Origin of the sequence: Enterobacter sp. RCC_40, from assembly GCF_041360735.1 — a bacterium.
GTDB classification, from domain to species: Bacteria; Pseudomonadota; Gammaproteobacteria; order Enterobacterales; family Enterobacteriaceae; genus Enterobacter; species Enterobacter ludwigii.
Window position 1 is genome coordinate 33,308 of record NZ_JBFUPR010000009.1, and the last position, 16,403, is coordinate 49,710.

Annotated in this window: 14 protein-coding genes; 9 read left to right on the plus strand and 5 right to left on the minus strand. The window is 56.6% G+C overall.

Annotation, left to right across the window (positions count from 1 at the left end):
* The first annotated feature begins 85 nt into the window (after window positions 1-85).
* Genes AB6731_RS21135 through AB6731_RS21145 form a run of 3 tightly spaced genes read left to right on the plus strand, consistent with a single transcriptional unit; the run spans window position 86 to window position 2,647 of the window.
* Complete coding sequence (locus tag AB6731_RS21135; RefSeq protein ID WP_223398538.1) at window positions 86-772, plus strand: D-lyxose/D-mannose family sugar isomerase; 687 nt, start codon at window positions 86-88, stop codon at window positions 770-772.
* Between the two features lie 10 nt (window positions 773-782).
* Window positions 783-1,643, plus strand: a complete 861-nt coding sequence (locus AB6731_RS21140) for a ketose 1,6-bisphosphate aldolase (RefSeq protein WP_044857685.1) — start codon at window positions 783-785, stop codon at window positions 1,641-1,643.
* The gene (locus AB6731_RS21145; RefSeq protein ID WP_086462941.1) at window positions 1,640-2,647 is read left to right on the plus strand and encodes a carbohydrate kinase family protein; all 1,008 of its coding nucleotides are present in this window, start codon (window positions 1,640-1,642) and stop codon (window positions 2,645-2,647) included. Before AB6731_RS21140 ends, AB6731_RS21145 begins: the two co-directional genes overlap by 4 nt.
* Here AB6731_RS21145 and AB6731_RS21150 read toward each other — a convergent pair.
* Complete coding sequence (locus AB6731_RS21150) at window positions 2,644-3,375, minus strand: response regulator (protein WP_014168239.1); 732 nt, start codon at window positions 3,373-3,375, stop codon at window positions 2,644-2,646. The genes AB6731_RS21145 and AB6731_RS21150 overlap by 4 nt on opposite strands.
* Window positions 3,376-3,630: 255 nt before the next feature.
* On the opposite strand from AB6731_RS21150, the gene fdhF reads away from it, so the two are divergent.
* The gene (fdhF, locus tag AB6731_RS21155) at window positions 3,631-5,778 is read left to right on the plus strand and encodes a formate dehydrogenase subunit alpha (RefSeq protein ID WP_080471945.1); all 2,148 of its coding nucleotides are present in this window, start codon (window positions 3,631-3,633) and stop codon (window positions 5,776-5,778) included.
* Between the two features lie 324 nt (window positions 5,779-6,102).
* A complete protein-coding gene (locus AB6731_RS21160) occupies window positions 6,103-6,777 on the plus strand; it encodes a tetratricopeptide repeat protein (protein ID WP_014168236.1) in 675 nt (224 codons plus the stop codon).
* Window positions 6,778-6,851: 74 nt separating this feature from the next.
* Here AB6731_RS21160 and gltP read toward each other — a convergent pair whose 3' ends face one another.
* A complete protein-coding gene (gene gltP / locus AB6731_RS21165) occupies window positions 6,852-8,165 on the minus strand; it encodes a glutamate/aspartate:proton symporter GltP (protein WP_013095082.1) in 1,314 nt (437 codons plus the stop codon).
* 423 nt (window positions 8,166-8,588) lie between these two features.
* Between gltP and acs the strand changes: the two genes are divergently transcribed.
* From acs to actP, 3 genes are all read left to right on the plus strand, one after another.
* Window positions 8,589-10,547: an acetate--CoA ligase gene (gene acs, locus AB6731_RS21170; RefSeq protein WP_232947472.1), complete on the plus strand. Its 1,959-nt coding sequence runs from the start codon at window positions 8,589-8,591 to the stop codon at window positions 10,545-10,547.
* A gap of 72 nt (window positions 10,548-10,619) precedes the next feature.
* Window positions 10,620-10,934 (plus strand): DUF485 domain-containing protein, encoded by a 315-nt coding sequence (locus AB6731_RS21175; RefSeq protein ID WP_014168233.1) that lies wholly within the window; start codon window positions 10,620-10,622, stop codon window positions 10,932-10,934.
* The gene (gene actP, locus AB6731_RS21180; RefSeq protein ID WP_014168232.1) at window positions 10,931-12,580 is read left to right on the plus strand and encodes a cation/acetate symporter ActP; all 1,650 of its coding nucleotides are present in this window, start codon (window positions 10,931-10,933) and stop codon (window positions 12,578-12,580) included. The genes AB6731_RS21175 and actP overlap by 4 nt, the downstream gene beginning before the upstream one ends.
* Window positions 12,581-12,612: 32 nt before the next feature.
* Here actP and AB6731_RS21185 read toward each other — a convergent pair whose 3' ends face one another.
* Both AB6731_RS21185 and AB6731_RS21190 read right to left on the minus strand, forming a co-directional pair.
* Complete coding sequence (locus tag AB6731_RS21185; protein WP_023310063.1) at window positions 12,613-13,302, minus strand: LrgB family protein; 690 nt, start codon at window positions 13,300-13,302, stop codon at window positions 12,613-12,615.
* Complete coding sequence (locus tag AB6731_RS21190; protein WP_032679393.1) at window positions 13,295-13,705, minus strand: CidA/LrgA family protein; 411 nt, start codon at window positions 13,703-13,705, stop codon at window positions 13,295-13,297. The genes AB6731_RS21185 and AB6731_RS21190 overlap by 8 nt, the downstream gene beginning before the upstream one ends.
* A 102-nt stretch (window positions 13,706-13,807) precedes the next feature.
* Between AB6731_RS21190 and AB6731_RS21195 the strand changes: the two genes are divergently transcribed.
* Window positions 13,808-14,689: a LysR family transcriptional regulator gene (locus AB6731_RS21195; RefSeq protein ID WP_025206385.1), complete on the plus strand. Its 882-nt coding sequence runs from the start codon at window positions 13,808-13,810 to the stop codon at window positions 14,687-14,689.
* 48 nt (window positions 14,690-14,737) lie between these two features.
* Here AB6731_RS21195 and AB6731_RS21200 read toward each other — a convergent pair whose 3' ends face one another.
* Window positions 14,738-16,384, minus strand: a complete 1,647-nt coding sequence (locus AB6731_RS21200) for a Na+/H+ antiporter (protein WP_014168228.1) — start codon at window positions 16,382-16,384, stop codon at window positions 14,738-14,740.
* Between the last annotated feature and the right edge of the window lie 19 nt (window positions 16,385-16,403).

Consider the following 16,403-nt stretch of genomic DNA (forward strand, 5'->3'; position numbering starts at 1 on the left):
GTAGTGCGGTTTGATGCCCTCACCCTGATCTTCTCTTCGCGCGAGAGAGTTGGGGTGAGGCCTGACATAGCGTCCAGGGGGCCCCATGAAACGCTCCGAAATCAATGAAATCCTTGGCCACACGCGGCAGTTCTTCTCCATGCACGATGTGCATCTCCCTCCCTTTGCCAGTTTTCCGCCGACGAAATGGCAGCAGCTTGACCCGGCCGCCTGGCAGGAAGTGTTTGATCTCAGGCTTGGCTGGGACGTAACGGCATTCGGCGGCGACCATTTTGCCGCACAGGGGCTAACGCTCTTTACCCTGCGCAATGGCTCACCGAACGGTGTGCCCTATGAAAAGTGCTATGCCGAAAAAATCATGCACGTCCGGGATGGTCAGGTGACGCCCATGCATTTTCACTGGCGTAAACGGGAAGACATCATCAACCGTGGCGGCGGAAACCTGATCGTCGAGTTATGGAATGCCGGTGCACATCAAGAACCTGAAAATACCGACGTGACCGTTACCCTCGACGGCTTTCTGCAAACCCACGCGCCCGGCAGTCAGTTACGCCTGCAACCCGGGGACAGCATCTGCCTCACCCCCGGCCTGTACCACAGTTTCTGGGGCGAACGCGGCTTTGGCGACGTACTGGTGGGGGAAGTGTCATCGGTGAATGACGATGAACACGATAACCATTTTTTACAGCCCATTGCCCGCTATAACAATATCGAAGAAGACGAACCGGCGGTGCTGGTGTTGTGCAACGAGTACAACCTGTTTCGGAAATAAGGAGTAAATAATGCCATTGATTTCTCTTGCCGACGGTCTTGAGCACGCCAGGAAACACCGCTACGCGCTCGGCGCGTTTAACGTTCTCGACTCCCATTTTTTGCGCGCGCTGTTTGCTGCCGCGAAACAGGAACGCTCGCCGTTTATCATTAATATTGCGGAAGTCCACTTTAAGTATGTCTCCCTGGAGTCGCTGGTCGAAGCGGTCAGGTTTGAAGCCGCCCGTCATGATATTCCGGTGGTGCTCAACCTCGATCACGGCCTGCATTTCGAGGCGGTGGTACGTGCGCTGCGCGTAGGCTTCAGCTCCGTGATGTTTGATGGCTCCACCCTGAGCTATGAAGAAAACATTCGCCAGACGCGGGAGGTGGTGAAGATGTGCCACGCGGTTGGCGTATCGGTAGAAGCGGAACTGGGTGCGGTAGGCGGTGATGAAGGTGGCGCGTTGTATGGCCAGGCGGATGAAGCGTTGTTTACGGACCCGCTGCGGGCGCGCGAGTTTGTCGATGCCACCGGCATTGATGCGCTGGCGGTCGCCATTGGCAACGCGCACGGTAAATACAAAGGCGAGCCGAAACTCGATTTCCCTCGTCTGGACGCCATTCGCCAGCAGACCGGCCTGCCGTTGGTCTTACACGGCGGCTCCGGCATCAGCGATGCCGATTTTCGTCGCGCCATCGAACTGGGGATCCATAAAATCAACTTTTATACCGGCATGTCACAGGCCGCGCTTTCCGCCGTTGAGCAACGGATGGCAAAACGTCAGCCTCTGTACGATGAATTTGCAGAACTGTTGCTGGGTATAGAAGAGGCGATTACCGATACGGTCGCCGCGCAAATGCGCATCTTTGGCAGCGCGGGGCAGGCATAATGGAACGTAAAGGGATTATCGCCGCCGGCAATATGCTGGTGGATCACGTCCACCAGATTGTGCAATGGCCGGAGCGCGGCTGGCTGGCGGAAATTACCCACAGCGAACGTTCAACCGGCGGTGCGCCGCTGAACGTCCTGCTGACGCTGGCCAAAATGCACGTTGGCCTGCCGCTGCAGGCCGTCGGCCTGATTGGCGAAGATAGCGACGGCGATTACATCCTGGCGATGCTCGACCAGTATCACGTCAACCGCCAGCGGGTGCAGCGCACGACCTTTGCGCCAACCTCTATGTCGCAGGTTATGACCGACCCCAGCGGGCAGCGCACTTTTTTCCACTCCCCGGGCGCCAACCGTCTTCTGGATCTGCCCGCCTTCGACCGCCTCGACGGCGCAATGAAGATTTTCCATCTCGGCTACCTGTTACTGCTCGACAGCCTGGATATGCCCGATGACGAGTACGGCACCCGCAGCGCACGGCTGCTGGCCCAGATGCGCGATCAGGGGTATGAAACCTCGCTCGATCTGGTCTCGCGAAAGGGTGACCCGCGCTACCAGCCGCTGGTCCTCCCTGCCCTGCGCCATCTTGATTATCTGGTCATCAACGAACTGGAAGCCGGCGAGTTTAGCGGGCTGGAGATGCGCGACGAGAACGATGCCCCGCACATTGCCCATATCGCGGAAGCCGCCTCACAGCTTCTGGCGGCTGGCGTGCGTCAGCGGGTGGTGATCCACTGTCCGGAAGGGGCGTGGGGGTTAACACCGGACGATGAAGGGCGCTGGATCCCCTCCTGGTTGCTGGAGCGGGAAGAGATTATCGGCAGCGTCGGGGCGGGTGATGCCTTCTGCGCAGGCTTCTTATACGGCTGCCATGAAGCGTTGCCGCTGGTCGAGAGTATTTATCTGGCCCATGCCTGCGCGCGGGCAAGCCTGCTGGCTGCGAACGCCATTGATGGGGCAAAAACGCTGGCCGAGTTGCAGCTGTTTATCAAAGAGAATATTTAAGCCGCTTTCTCGCTGTGAGACACATCGGCAGCAAAGACGTAGCCCAGCCCCCGGACGGTTTTAATGAGTGCGGGCTGATGCGGGTTGGCTTCTATTTTACGGCGCAGGCGCATGATCAACACATCGATTGTGCGGTCGAACACCTCGGCACTTTCGCTGTGCGTCAGCTCGAGCAGTTGTTCCCGGCTGAGCACCCGCCGGGCGTTCTGGGTGAGCGCCAGCAGCAGACCATATTCTCCCTGGGTCAACGGTACGGGGTTACGCTGCGGATCGCTGAGTTCACAGCGGGAGGTATCCAGCGTCCAGCCATTGAACGTCACGCCCGCCACGCGTGGCACCGGGGTGTCTGCGGCCAGCGCCCCGGTCCGGCGAAGCACGGCTTTAACCCGGGCAACCACCACGCGCGGGTTAAACGGTTTGCCAATATAATCGTCGGCCCCCATCTCCAGCCCCACCACCACGTCTGACTCACTGCCCAGCCCGGTCAGCATCACCACCGGCAGCTCCGGACGTTGCTTTTGCAGGTGCAGTAATACCTGCAGGCCGTTGATATCCGGCAGCATCATATCCAGCAGGACAAGGGCGATGTGTGGCTCATGCTGAACCAGACTCAGCGCGTCCTGGCCGTTATGGCAGACGAGCACGCTAAAGACGTGCTCACTCAGCACATCCTGCAGCAGCTCGCAGACTGCGGTATCGTCATCAACCACCAGAATCGCCGGTTTCATCGCATGCTTCCATCAGGGGATTATGTTAAGTCTGAACTATTCTGCCGTCGGCTCCAGCCAATTTGACTTTTACATGACGGAATTACAACCCATGTCACATCCACTGCCCATTCGACACGTCAATTTTGACGATTGGCTGTTTTTCGTCAGGGTTTTGCCCCTCTGTTGGCCGTAAAGTCTGCTGATACCCACAATAAAAACATGGCATAGAAGCTGCATAGTGGGGCGTAAGCATTGATTAACTGGAGCAGACTGATGAAAAAAGTCGTCACGGTTTGCCCTTATTGTGCCTCGGGTTGCAAGATCAACCTGGTGGTCGATAACGGCAAAATCGTCCGGGCGGAGGCCGCCCAGGGGAAAACCAACCAGGGCACGCTGTGCCTGAAAGGCTACTACGGCTGGGATTTTATTAACGATACCCAAATCCTTACCCCACGCCTGAAAACCCCTATGATCCGCCGCGAGCGCGGTGGCAAGCTGGAAGCCGTCTCCTGGAGCGAGGCGCTGGATTATGTCGCCACGCGCCTGAGCGCCATCAAAGCCAAGTATGGCCCGGATGCGATCCAGACTACCGGCTCTTCACGCGGTACCGGTAATGAAACCAACTATGTAATGCAAAAATTCGCGCGCGCCGTTATTGGTACCAATAACGTCGACTGCTGCGCTCGCGTCTGACACGGCCCATCGGTTGCAGGTCTGCACCAGTCGGTCGGTAACGGCGCTATGAGTAACGCGATCAACGAGATAGATAACACCGATCTCGTGTTTATTTTTGGCTATAACCCGGCGGATTCTCACCCTATCGTCGCGAACCACGTGATTCGCGCCAAACAGAATGGGGCGAAAATCATCGTCTGCGATCCGCGCAAAATTGAAACGGCACGTATTGCTGATATGCACATTGCACTGAAAAACGGCTCGAATATCGCGCTGTTGAATGCGATGGGCCACGTCATTATTGAGGAGAATCTGTACGACCAGGCGTTCGTCGCGACCCGTACGGAAGGGTTTGACGAGTATCGGAAAATTGTCGAAGGCTACACGCCGGAGTCCGTTGAAGCGATAACCGGCGTAAGCGCGCAAGAGATCCGTCAGGCAGCGCGGATGTACGCCGGGGCGAAAACCGCGGCCATTTTGTGGGGCATGGGCGTAACCCAGTTCTATCAGGGCGTGGAAACCGTACGCTCCCTGACAAGCCTCGCGATGCTGACCGGAAATCTGGGCAAACCGCATGTGGGCGTGAACCCGGTGCGTGGTCAGAATAACGTGCAGGGTGCGTGTGACATGGGCGCACTGCCGGATACCTATCCGGGCTATCAGTACGTTAAGTTCCCGGAAAATCGGGAGAAATTCGCGAGGGCCTGGGGCGTGGAGAGCCTGCCGGAACATACCGGGTATCGCATCAGCGAGCTGCCGCACCGTGCGGCGCACGGTGAAGTGCGTGCCGCCTACATTATGGGTGAAGATCCGCTGCAGACCGACGCCGAGCTGTCAGCGGTGCGTAAAGGCTTTGAGGATCTCGAACTGGTGATTGTCCAGGACATCTTTATGACCAAAACCGCGGCGGCGGCGGATGTGATTTTACCGTCAACGTCATGGGGCGAGCATGAAGGTGTTTACACGGCGGCAGACCGCGGCTTCCAGCGCTTCTTCAAAGCGGTGGAGCCGAAGTGGGATCTGAAAACCGACTGGCAGATCATCAGCGAAATCGCCACCCGCATGGGTTATCCGATGCACTACAACAACACTCAGGAAATCTGGGACGAGTTGCGCAAACTGTGTCCGGACTTCACCGGTGCCACCTATGAGAAAATGGGTGAACTGGGGTATATCCAGTGGCCGTGCCGCGATGAGTCAGAGGCCGATCAGGGCACGTCGTATCTCTTTAAAGAGAAGTTCGACACCCCGAACGGACTGGCGCAGTTCTTCACCTGCGACTGGGTCGCGCCAATCGATAAACTCACCGATGAGTATCCGATGGTGCTCTCTACCGTGCGTGAAGTGGGCCACTACTCCTGTCGTTCGATGACCGGTAACTGCGCTGCGCTGGCGGCACTGGCGGATGAACCGGGCTATGCGCAGATCAACACCGCTGACGCAGAGCGTCTGGGTATTGAAGATGAAGCCCTGATCTGGGTGCACTCGCGTAAAGGACGCATCATTACCCGTGCGCAGGTCAGCGACCGACCTAACAAAGGGGCGGTCTATATGACCTACCAGTGGTGGATTGGTGCCTGCAACGAACTGGTGACGGAGAACTTAAGCCCGATAACCAAAACGCCGGAATATAAGTACTGCGCCGTACGCGTGGAGCCGATTGCTGACCAGCACGCCGCGGAACAGTATGTGATTGACGAATATAGCAAGCTGAAAGCCAGACTGCGCGAAAGCGCGTTGGGTTAATGCTGTTAATTAATCGATGAATAAAAGGGGGTGACTTATTCACCCCTTTTTTATTTCTTAATAAGCTATTTATATTATCAATATATATTGTGCACGCTGCCCCGCAGCAATAATGTCATTAGCACCGAAATAAATACCCGGCTTTGTATTTTAATTCAGTGAGAGAATCTCCCCCGCGAGCGTCTAATGCCCTCTTTCACAAGCATTATTGTGAGACGAAACGCGGCGGACACCGGGAAATGTTCATTCACCTTTACCGCGCCCGTTTTTTTCTTCTGCGACGACGATTATACTGCGCGGCGTGTACCCAGATGATAAGAATCCATGAAATCAATTTTTCTGATGTTGTTATTTTTTACGTCACTCGTCCACGCGGATGAGATTGGCAGCCAGTACAAGCAACAGGCGGAAGCGGGTGACGCCCGCGCCCAGTATTACCTTGCCGATACCTACTTCAGTTCCGGCGACAGCAAGCAGGCCGCGCAGTGGGCAGAGAAAGCAGCAAAAGGGGGCGATGTCGACGCCATGGCGTTGTTATCGCAAATCCAGTTTACACAGGGCGATTACGCGCAGGCCAAAGCGCTGGCGCAGCAGGCCACTATCGCCGGCAGTAAACGCGGCGCAATTATGCTGGCACGCGTGCTGGTCAACACCCAGGCAGGGAAAACCGACTACCCACAGGCCATCGCACTGCTGCAAACGGCAACCGAAGATATCGACAACGATTCCGCGGTGGATGCGCAAATGCTGCTGGGGATGATTTATGCCAACGGCGTTGAGGTGGCGCAGGACGACGTCAAAGCCGCGTCGTGGTTCAAACGCAGCTCCTCCCTTTCGCGTACGGGTTACGCGGAGTACTGGGCCGGAATGCTGTTCCAGCAGGGCGAGAAAGGCTTTATAACGCCGAATAAGCAGAAAGCGCTCTACTGGCTGAACCTGAGCTGTACCGAAGGGTTTGATACGGGATGTGAAGAATTTGACGCGTTGAGTGGGGAGTAAAGTCTCTTACACGGCCCTCTCTTTTGGACAGAGAGGGAATGCGAAAAGGCCGGGTTAACCCCGGCCTTTTTATTTTACTGGTCTGCGGTCTTATCAAAACGACCCAGCACTTCGCGTTCATACGCCAGCGCTTTTTTACGGTCGAATTTGTGCTCCCACTTAGCGATAACCAGCACCGCCAGGGCGTTACCCACCACGTTCAGCGCCGTACGCGCCATATCGAGGATACGGTCGACACCGGCGATAAACGCCAGACCTTCCAGCGGGATCCCTACGCTGCCCAGGGTTGCCAGCAGGACGACAAAGGAGACGCCAGGTACGCCTGCGATGCCTTTTGAGGTCACCATCAGGGTCAGCACCAGCACGATCTCCTGCCACAGAGACAGGTCAATGCCGTACAGCTGAGCAATAAAGATAGCCGCAATACTCTGGTACAGCGTTGAGCCGTCCAGGTTAAAGGAGTAGCCGGTTGGCACCACAAAGCTGGTAATCGACGCCGGCGCGCCGTAGGCCTCCATCTTCTCGATAATACGCGGCAGTACGCTTTCAGAGCTTGCCGTGGAGTACGCGAGAATCAACTCATCTTTGAGAATACGGATCAGGATCCAGATGCTCAGCCCACACAGGCGCGCCACAATTCCCAGTACCACCAGCGCGAAGAACAGGATAGCGAAGTGAACCAGAATCACCAGCTTCGCCAGCGGCCACAGGGAGGCGAAACCGAAGTTCGCCACGGTTACCGCGATAAGCGCAAACACCCCAACCGGCGCGTAGCGCATCACCATGTGAGTCACTTTGAACATGGTTTCAGAAATTGAGCGGAACACGGTGACCAGCGGTTCACGGTGCGTGGCAGGCAGGGAGGAGAGACCCAGACCAAACAACACCGAGAAGAAGATGATCGGCAGCATCTCGCCCTTCGCCATGGAAGCCACGATGTTGGTCGGCACCAGCGAAAGGATGGTTCCCATCAGGCCATGCGCGTGGCTCTGTACTTCAGCGGTAGTGCTTTGATATTTCGAAATATCCACCGTCGCCAGCTGCGACATATCGATCCCGGATCCTGGCTGGAACACGTTCGCCAGCGTGATGCCCAGAATGATGGCAATCGTCGTGATCACTTCGAAATAAAGAATTGTCTTCGCGCCGATACGGCCTAACTGTTTTGCATCCCCCACACCGGCAATGCCGACGACCAGCGTTGAGATAACAATCGGTACGACAATCATCTTGATCAGATGAATAAAGATATCCCCTGCCGGGGAGAGCAGGTTCGCAATCAGCCACTCGCGGCTGTCGCTGTGATAATGCAGGTAGCTACCCAGCAGGATACCCAGCACAAGGGCTAGCAAGATTTGCCAGGCCAGGCTGACTTTAACGTTTTTCATAGAAACTGACTTCCTCAATGAAGCGCCCTATTCACATAAACTGCATGAATATGGATACATACTGAAAGGGTATGAATTGTGTTGCGTTGGTTTATGGGATTTTTTAACGCGGCGTATGAGTATCATTTGCGCGGCATGTTGCGCAAGCCTTAAAGAACGGCACATTTCGCTGCAAAAAGCGGTCATGACGTGAGTTTGTCACAATTCCCATCAATAACTTTTTGTTATAAAAAGGCTTTTTTAATCTAAATTGTGAATAATCGGCACGGTGAATTATTTTCCTTCAAAGTTTCATTCGCTCATTTTTCATACTCTTCAAACAATGCGTGATCTGTAGCCCAAATAATAAACAAAGCTTGTAAAGCCCCTACTATTAACGTTTTTGCGACATATTATTAACATCTTACAAGGAGAAAAAAAGCCATGAGCCAAGTACATAAACACGACATTCCCGCAAACATTGCGGACCGTTGCCTGATAAACCCGGAGCAGTACCACGAGAAGTATGAGCAATCCGTCTCCAGCCCGGACGTCTTCTGGGGTGAGCAGGGCCATATTCTTGACTGGATTAAACCTTATCAGAAGGTGAAGAACACCTCCTTTGCGCCCGGCAACGTCTCTATTAAATGGTACGAAGACGGCACGCTGAACCTGGCAGCAAACTGTCTTGACCGCCACCTTGCCGAACGCGGTAATGAAACGGCCATTATCTGGGAGGGCGACGACGCCTCTCAAAGCAAACACATTACTTATAAAGAACTGCACCGCGACGTGTGCCGCTTTGCCAACGTTCTGCTGGAAAGGGGCATTAAAAAAGGCGACGTAGTGGCTATCTATATGCCAATGGTGCCTGAAGCGGCGGTAGCCATGCTGGCCTGCGCGCGTATCGGTGCGATTCACTCGGTGATTTTTGGCGGCTTCTCACCGGAAGCGGTAGCCGGGCGTATTGTCGATTCCAGCTCGAAACTGGTGATCACGGCCGATGAAGGCGTGCGCGCTGGCCGTGGCATTCCCCTGAAGAAAAACGTCGATGAAGCGCTGAAAAATCCGAACGTGAAAACCGTCAGCAACGTCATCGTCCTCAAGCGTACCGGCGGCAAGATCGACTGGAACGAAGGACGCGACCTGTGGTGGAGCGATCTGATTGAAAAAGCCAGCGACCAGCATCAGCCGGAAGAGATGAACGCGGAAGATCCACTGTTTATTCTTTACACCTCCGGCTCAACCGGCAAACCGAAAGGCGTGTTGCACACCACCGGCGGCTATCTGGTCTATGCCGCTACCACCTTCAAGTACGTATTCGACTACCATCCGGGCGACATTTACTGGTGTACTGCCGACGTGGGTTGGGTCACCGGTCACAGCTACCTGCTTTACGGCCCGCTGGCCTGTGGTGCCACTACGCTGATGTTTGAAGGCGTACCGAACTGGCCAACGCCGGCGCGCATGTGTCAGGTGGTCGACAAACACAAGGTCAATATTCTCTATACCGCCCCAACGGCGATCCGCGCATTAATGGCGGAAGGCGATAAGGCCATTGAAGGCACTGACCGCTCTTCGCTGCGCATCCTCGGTTCCGTTGGCGAGCCCATCAACCCGGAAGCCTGGGAGTGGTACTGGAAGAAAATCGGCAACGAAAAATGCCCGGTGATGGACACCTGGTGGCAGACCGAAACCGGCGGCTTTATGATCACCCCTATGCCGGGTGCGACGCAGTTAAAAGCCGGTTCAGCAACTCAACCGTTCTTCGGCGTACAACCTGCGCTGGTGGATAACGAAGGCAATCCGCTGGACGGAGCCACCGAAGGCAATCTGGTGATCACCGATTCCTGGCCGGGCCAGGCGCGTACCCTGTTCGGCGACCACGAGCGCTTTGAGCAGACCTACTTCTCGACCTTTAAAAATATGTACTTTAGCGGTGACGGCGCCCGGCGTGACGAGGACGGTTATTACTGGATAACCGGGCGCGTGGACGACGTGCTGAACGTCTCCGGCCACCGTCTGGGTACCGCGGAGATTGAATCCGCGCTGGTATCTCATCCGAAGATCGCCGAAGCCGCCGTCGTCGGGATCCCACACAACATTAAAGGCCAGGCGATTTACGCCTACGTCACGCTGAATCATGGCGAAGAGCCGTCACCAGAGCTGTATGCCGAGGTGCGCAACTGGGTACGTAAAGAGATTGGCCCGCTTGCCACGCCGGACGTGCTGCACTGGACCGACTCTCTGCCGAAAACCCGCTCAGGCAAAATTATGCGCCGCATATTGCGCAAAATCGCAGCCGGTGACACCAGCAACCTCGGTGATACCTCAACGCTTGCCGATCCTGGCGTGGTGGAAAAACTGCTCGAAGAGAAGCAGTCCATCGCAATGCCATCGTAACGCGATCTCCCCTCTCCCCCCCGGGAGAGGGAATAAAAAAACCTCCCCTATAAATACTTCTGGAGACCTCTGATGAATAACGATATTTGTCAGCAGATAGAGAATAGTGCGCACTACAGGGAGCTCGTGGATAAACGGCAACGGTTTGCCTTCTTACTTTCCATCATCATGCTGATTATTTACGTCGGCTTTATTCTGCTGATTGCCTTTGCCCCACACTGGCTCGGTACGCCGCTGCACGCGGGCACCAGCGTCACGCGCGGAATTCCGATTGGGATTGGCGTGATAATCATTTCGTTTGTGCTGACCGGCGTGTACGTCTGGCGCGCCAATGGCGAATTCGATCGTCTTAACAGAGCAGTCCTGGCAGAGGTAAAAGCATCATGAAGAGAGTCCTGACGGCGCTTGCCGCCACACTTCCCTTTGCCGCCAACGCCGCTGATGCCATCACCGGCGAGGTACAGCGCCAGCCAACCAACTGGCAGGCGATTATCATGTTCCTGATTTTCGTGCTGCTGACGCTGTACATCACGTACTGGGCCTCGAAACGCGTGCGCTCCCGTAATGATTACTACACCGCAGGCGGCAACATTACCGGTTTTCAGAACGGGCTGGCGATTGCAGGCGACTTTATGTCCGCTGCCTCCTTCCTCGGTATCTCCGCGCTGGTGTACACCTCCGGCTACGATGGTCTGATTTACTCCCTCGGCTTCCTCGTGGGCTGGCCGATTATTTTGTTCCTGATCGCAGAACGCTTGCGCAACCTGGGCCGCTATACCTTCGCAGACGTGGCCTCCTACCGGCTGAAACAGGGGCCGATTCGTACCCTCTCCGCCTGCGGCTCGTTGGTGGTGGTCGCGCTGTATCTGATTGCGCAGATGGTCGGCGCGGGTAAATTGATCGAACTGCTGTTCGGCCTGAACTACCACATCGCGGTGGTGCTGGTGGGTGTGCTGATGGTGATGTACGTCCTGTTCGGCGGCATGCTGGCCACGACCTGGGTGCAAATCATCAAAGCGGTCCTGCTGCTGTTCGGCGCCAGCTTTATGGCCTTTATGGTCATGAAACACGTCGGGTTCAGCTTCAATAATCTGTTCACTGAAGCGATGGCGGTACACCCGAAAGGGGAAGCGATCATGAGCCCTGGCGGGCTGGTGAAAGACCCTATTTCTGCGCTTTCGCTCGGTTTGGGTCTGATGTTTGGTACGGCTGGCTTGCCACACATCCTGATGCGTTTCTTCACCGTGAGCGATGCGCGTGAAGCGCGCAAAAGCGTCTTCTACGCCACGGGCTTTATGGGTTACTTCTACATCCTGACCTTTATCATTGGTTTTGGCGCCATCATGCTGGTGGGGGCGAATCCGGCGTTTAAAGACGCGGCGGGCGGGCTGATTGGCGGTAACAACATGGCGGCAGTGCATCTGGCCGACGCGGTAGGCGGTAACCTGTTCCTTGGCTTTATCTCGGCCGTGGCCTTCGCCACCATCCTCGCGGTGGTTGCCGGGCTGACGCTGGCGGGCGCGTCTGCGGTATCGCACGACCTCTATGCCAACGTTATCCGCAAAGGGGCAAGCGAACGTGATGAGCTGAAAGTCTCGAAAATCACCGTGCTGGTGCTGGGCGTGGTCGCTATTCTGCTGGGGATTTTGTTCGAGAAGCAGAACATCGCCTTTATGGTGGGGCTGGCCTTCTCCATTGCGGCAAGCTGTAACTTCCCTATCATCCTGCTCTCCATGTACTGGTCAAAACTGACCACCCGTGGGGCGATGATTGGCGGCTGGCTGGGGCTTTTGACGGCAGTGATTCTGATGGTCCTTGGCCCGACGATTTGGGTACAGATCCTCGGTCACGAAAGCGCTATCTTCCCGTATGAATACCCGGCGCTGTTCTCCATTGCCGTGGCGTTTATTGGTATCTGGGTCTTCTCCGCGACCGATAACTCGCCGGAAGGTAACCTGGAGCGTGAGAAATTCCGCGCCCAGTTTATCCGCTCACAAACGGGTCTGGGCGTCGAGCAAGGCCGCGCGCACTAACCTCGTCTCCCCGGCCTTACTGGCCGGGGAAATCAGAACATCACCCACGCCACCAGCGGTGCAATCAGTACCATCACCACGCCCGAGAGCATCATCACCAGGCTTGCCACCACCCCTTCCTGCTGCCCGAGTTCATACGAACGTGCCGTTCCCGCACCGTGCGATGCCGCGCCAAATCCCGCCCCTTTCGCCATTCCTTCACGGATCGACAGCCGCAAAAAAAGCATGTCGCCAACCGCCATCCCGAAGACGCCCGTCACGACCACAAATAACGCGACCAGATCCGGCTGTCCGCCGAGCGGCTTGGCCGCGGCCAGCGCAAACGGGGTGGTGACCGAACGGACGGCCAGGCTGCGCTGAATTTCATCGGGCAGCGTAAACAGCCGGGCCAGCCAGACGGAACTGCAGACCGCCACCACCGTGGCCGTGATCACGCCAGCGCTGAGCGACATCCAGTGGCGTTTGATGATCGCCAGGTTGTCATACACCGGTACCGCAAAAGCAATGGTCGCAGGCCCCAGTAGCCACAGCAGCCAGTGGGATTCCCCAATGTAGTTCTGCCAGGAGATATGCCCGAAGACCAGCATCAGGACCAGCAGAATCGGCGTGAAGACCAGCGGCATCAGCGGCAGCGCGTGAAAACGGCGATACAGCCGTTTATTGGCAAAGTAGATCGCCAGGGTGGCAATCAGGCACAACACGCTTATCTGGAAGTTAGTCATGCTTTTGCCTGCTGATTTCAAACCGATACACTTTATCAACCACCCAGGCGGTGGCCCCCAGCACCATCAGCGTGCTCAGCGCAATGACCGCGAAGATGCGCCAGCCATCTACCCTCAGCAGTTGCGCATAGTTCACCACCGCGACCACGGCGGGCACAAAGAACAGCAGCATTTCCGCCAGCAGCCAGCGCGCGCCGGCGCGTACCCAGTTGAGGGGGATAACGCGACAGAGGATAAGCGTCAGCATCAGCACCATTCCGACCAGGTTGGCAGGCAGCGGCAGATGCAACCAGTTGACAAGATATTCAGCGAAAACAAACAGTCCCGCATAAAGCAGTACCTGAACCGGTACCTGAAGTCGTTGCACAACGGCAGGCGTAACACGGCTTAACGCCACGGCCATGGGGGTTTTCCTCAAAAATGAGACGAGGCGCCAGTATAGTGAGCGCACGTAATGGACTGAAATGAATTAAAATCATCAAAGGTATAGTTCCGAGGAATAATCATGGACATAAGAACGCTGCGCTATTTTGTCGAAGTGGTTCGTCAGCAAAGTTTTACCCGCGCAGCGGAGAAGTTGTTTGTCACCCAACCCACCATCAGCAAGATGCTGAAAAACCTCGAAGATGAACTGAACTGCACCCTGCTTATCCGCGACGGACGCAAGCTGCTGCTGACCGATACCGGGCGGGTCGTCTTTGAACGCGGGCTGGCGATCCTGGCGGAGTTCCGCCAGCTGGAAGCGGAGCTTGGCGATATCAATCACCTGACAAAAGGGCTGCTGCGCCTCGGCATCCCGCCGATGGTTGGGATGATGATGGCCGGCCCCATCAGCCTGTTTCGCCAGCGTTATCCCGGCGTTGAGCTGAAAATTTCCGAGTTTGGCGGCTTAACGGTTCAACAGGCGGTCACCAACGGCGAGCTGGATGTCGCCATGACCGCCCTCCCCGTGGAGGAAGAGAGCGGTCTGGCGACGCTGCCGCTCTTTAGCCACCCGCTGTGCGTGCTGGTCCCCCGCTCTGGTGACTGGCTGAAGGTCGACACGGTGAAACCCGAACGGCTCGGTGAACACCCGCTGCTGATTTACAACGAAGATTTCGCCCTCAGCCGCCAGCTGATGGCGCTGTTTAATCAACACAACGTGAAGCCGCGCATTGCGGTGCGCAGCGGGCAGTGGGATTTCCTGGCCGCGATGGTGCAGGCTGGCGTCGGCATTGCGATATTGCCGCAGCCGATTTGCGAACGGCTCGATAAAAACACCCTGCGCTGGATCCCGCTGGAAAGCGATTTGCACTGGCAGTTAGGGATGATTTGGCGCGAAGGGGTTTATTTATCGCACAGCGCGCAGGCGTGGCTGAAATGCTGTGAAGGATTTTGGGTCCCCTGACCCTCTCCGGGCGGAGAGGGTCAGGGTGAGGGCATCAGCCCGCACGGACTACTGATTCTCTATCAGCAAGGCTTCCAGCAAATCCAGATCGTGCAGCAGTTTTTGCAGCGTCTCATTGCTGATTTGCCGCGTGGCGCGCAGGTGGTACAGCTCCGCACGCTCTGAGCGCAGCGCCGCCAGACGGAACCGGCGCTCCAGGTTCTCCTCCTGCAGCGAACTTTCCACATCGTTGCGGCCATCGGCACGACGACGCAGGTTACCAATCACGCGCGAGCTCACTTCGGTCAGCAGCTGGTTGTCGATGTTCTCTTCCGTGTCCGCCGCAAGACGTTCTTCCATCTTCTGAATGGCCACAATCGCCACTTCGGCGGTCGCCGCGCGGGCAATACGCTCCTCTTTATGCTGCTGAGTCGAGTCACCCGTCTCAATATGCTGCAGCAGAAGAGGCAGCATTATCACGCCGACAAACAGTGAGAACAGAATCACCCCTGCCGCCAGGAACACCAGTTCATAGCGCGCCGGGAAGACATCGCCCGTGGGCAGCAGCAGCGGAATGGACAGCACACCGGCAAGCGTAATCGCCCCGCGAACGCCAGCAAAAGAAGCAATCAGCAGCTCCCGCGTGGTCCACGAGCCGAACTCCATCGGTTTTTTCGTCAGGAAGCGCATGCTGAATTTTTTCATCGTCCACAGCCAGCCGAAACGCACCAGCATCAGCGCCATGTAGATCAGCACGATATCGGTGAACAACATCCACGTTTCGACGTTCGGGTCGGCCTCGGCCGCCACCAGCGAGGATTCCATGATGCCCGGCAACTGCAGGCCCAGGAGCAGGAACACCATCCCGTTAAAGACAAATTCCAGCATCGCCCAGGTGCTGTTCGCACGCAGGCGCATGGCCAGCGGCGCGCGGCGCATTACGCCGGAGCGGGTGATGGTCATCCCTGCCGCCACCGCCGCCAGAATGCCCGACACGCCGATATGCTCGGCAATCAGGTAAGAGGCAAACGGCAGAAGGAACAGCAGCACAATCTGTGTCGCCGGTTCATCGCCGCCCCAGCGGCTGAGGAAGCGCAGCGAACGACCATACAGCCAGCTCACCACAAACCCGGCCAGGATACCGCCAATCGCCACCTTGAAGAATTCCAGGGTCGCGCCGCCTACGGTAAAGATCATCGTGCCCATCGCGACGGCCACGGCAAATTTCAGGGCAACCAGGCCAGAGGCGTCATTCATCAGCGCCTCACCCTGTAAAATCCCCATGATTTTCTTCGGAATACGGCCTTCACCGACAATGCCGGACAACGCCACGGCATCGGTTGGTGACAGTACCGCGGCCAGCGCAAAGGCCGGAATTAACGGAATGCCCGGTACCGCCCAGTAGATCAGGAAGCCAATCCCAACCACCGTGACCACCACGAGCGCCAGCGCCAGACCTAATATCTCTCGCCCGTGTTCAAGGAATTCACGCGTGGGCGTTTTCCAGCCATCGGCAAACAGCAGCGGCGGAATAAACAACACGAGGAACAGTTCGGGATCGAACTCCACGTGCAGGCCAAACGTCGGCCACGCCAGCAGCGCGCCGATGGCAATTTGCATTAATGGCAGGGGGACCTGAAAGGGCAGTACGCGTGTGACTACCCCGGATAGCGAGACCACAAGAGTCATGATGAGTATTGTGAAGAAGATTTCCATGCGTTCCCTGTTTGCTGTG

Bases quoted from the DNA above. Each gene is read 5' to 3' on its own strand.
- AB6731_RS21135 (WP_223398538.1), top strand. From the start codon at position 86: ATGAAACGCTCCGAAATCAATGAAATCCTTGGCCACACGCGGCAGTTC.
- AB6731_RS21140 (WP_044857685.1), top strand. From the start codon at position 783: ATGCCATTGATTTCTCTTGCCGACGGTCTTGAGCACGCCAGGAAACAC.
- AB6731_RS21150 (WP_014168239.1), bottom strand. From the start codon at position 3,375: ATGAAACCGGCGATTCTGGTGGTTGATGACGATACCGCAGTCTGCGAG.
- AB6731_RS21160 (WP_014168236.1), top strand. From the start codon at position 6,103: ATGAAATCAATTTTTCTGATGTTGTTATTTTTTACGTCACTCGTCCAC.
- gltP (WP_013095082.1), bottom strand. From the start codon at position 8,165: ATGAAAAACGTTAAAGTCAGCCTGGCCTGGCAAATCTTGCTAGCCCTT.
- acs (WP_232947472.1), top strand. From the start codon at position 8,589: ATGAGCCAAGTACATAAACACGACATTCCCGCAAACATTGCGGACCGT.
- AB6731_RS21175 (WP_014168233.1), top strand. From the start codon at position 10,620: ATGAATAACGATATTTGTCAGCAGATAGAGAATAGTGCGCACTACAGG.
- actP (WP_014168232.1), top strand. From the start codon at position 10,931: ATGAAGAGAGTCCTGACGGCGCTTGCCGCCACACTTCCCTTTGCCGCC.
- AB6731_RS21185 (WP_023310063.1), bottom strand. From the start codon at position 13,302: ATGACTAACTTCCAGATAAGCGTGTTGTGCCTGATTGCCACCCTGGCG.
- AB6731_RS21190 (WP_032679393.1), bottom strand. From the start codon at position 13,705: ATGGCCGTGGCGTTAAGCCGTGTTACGCCTGCCGTTGTGCAACGACTT.
- AB6731_RS21195 (WP_025206385.1), top strand. From the start codon at position 13,808: ATGGACATAAGAACGCTGCGCTATTTTGTCGAAGTGGTTCGTCAGCAA.
- AB6731_RS21200 (WP_014168228.1), bottom strand. From the start codon at position 16,384: ATGGAAATCTTCTTCACAATACTCATCATGACTCTTGTGGTCTCGCTA.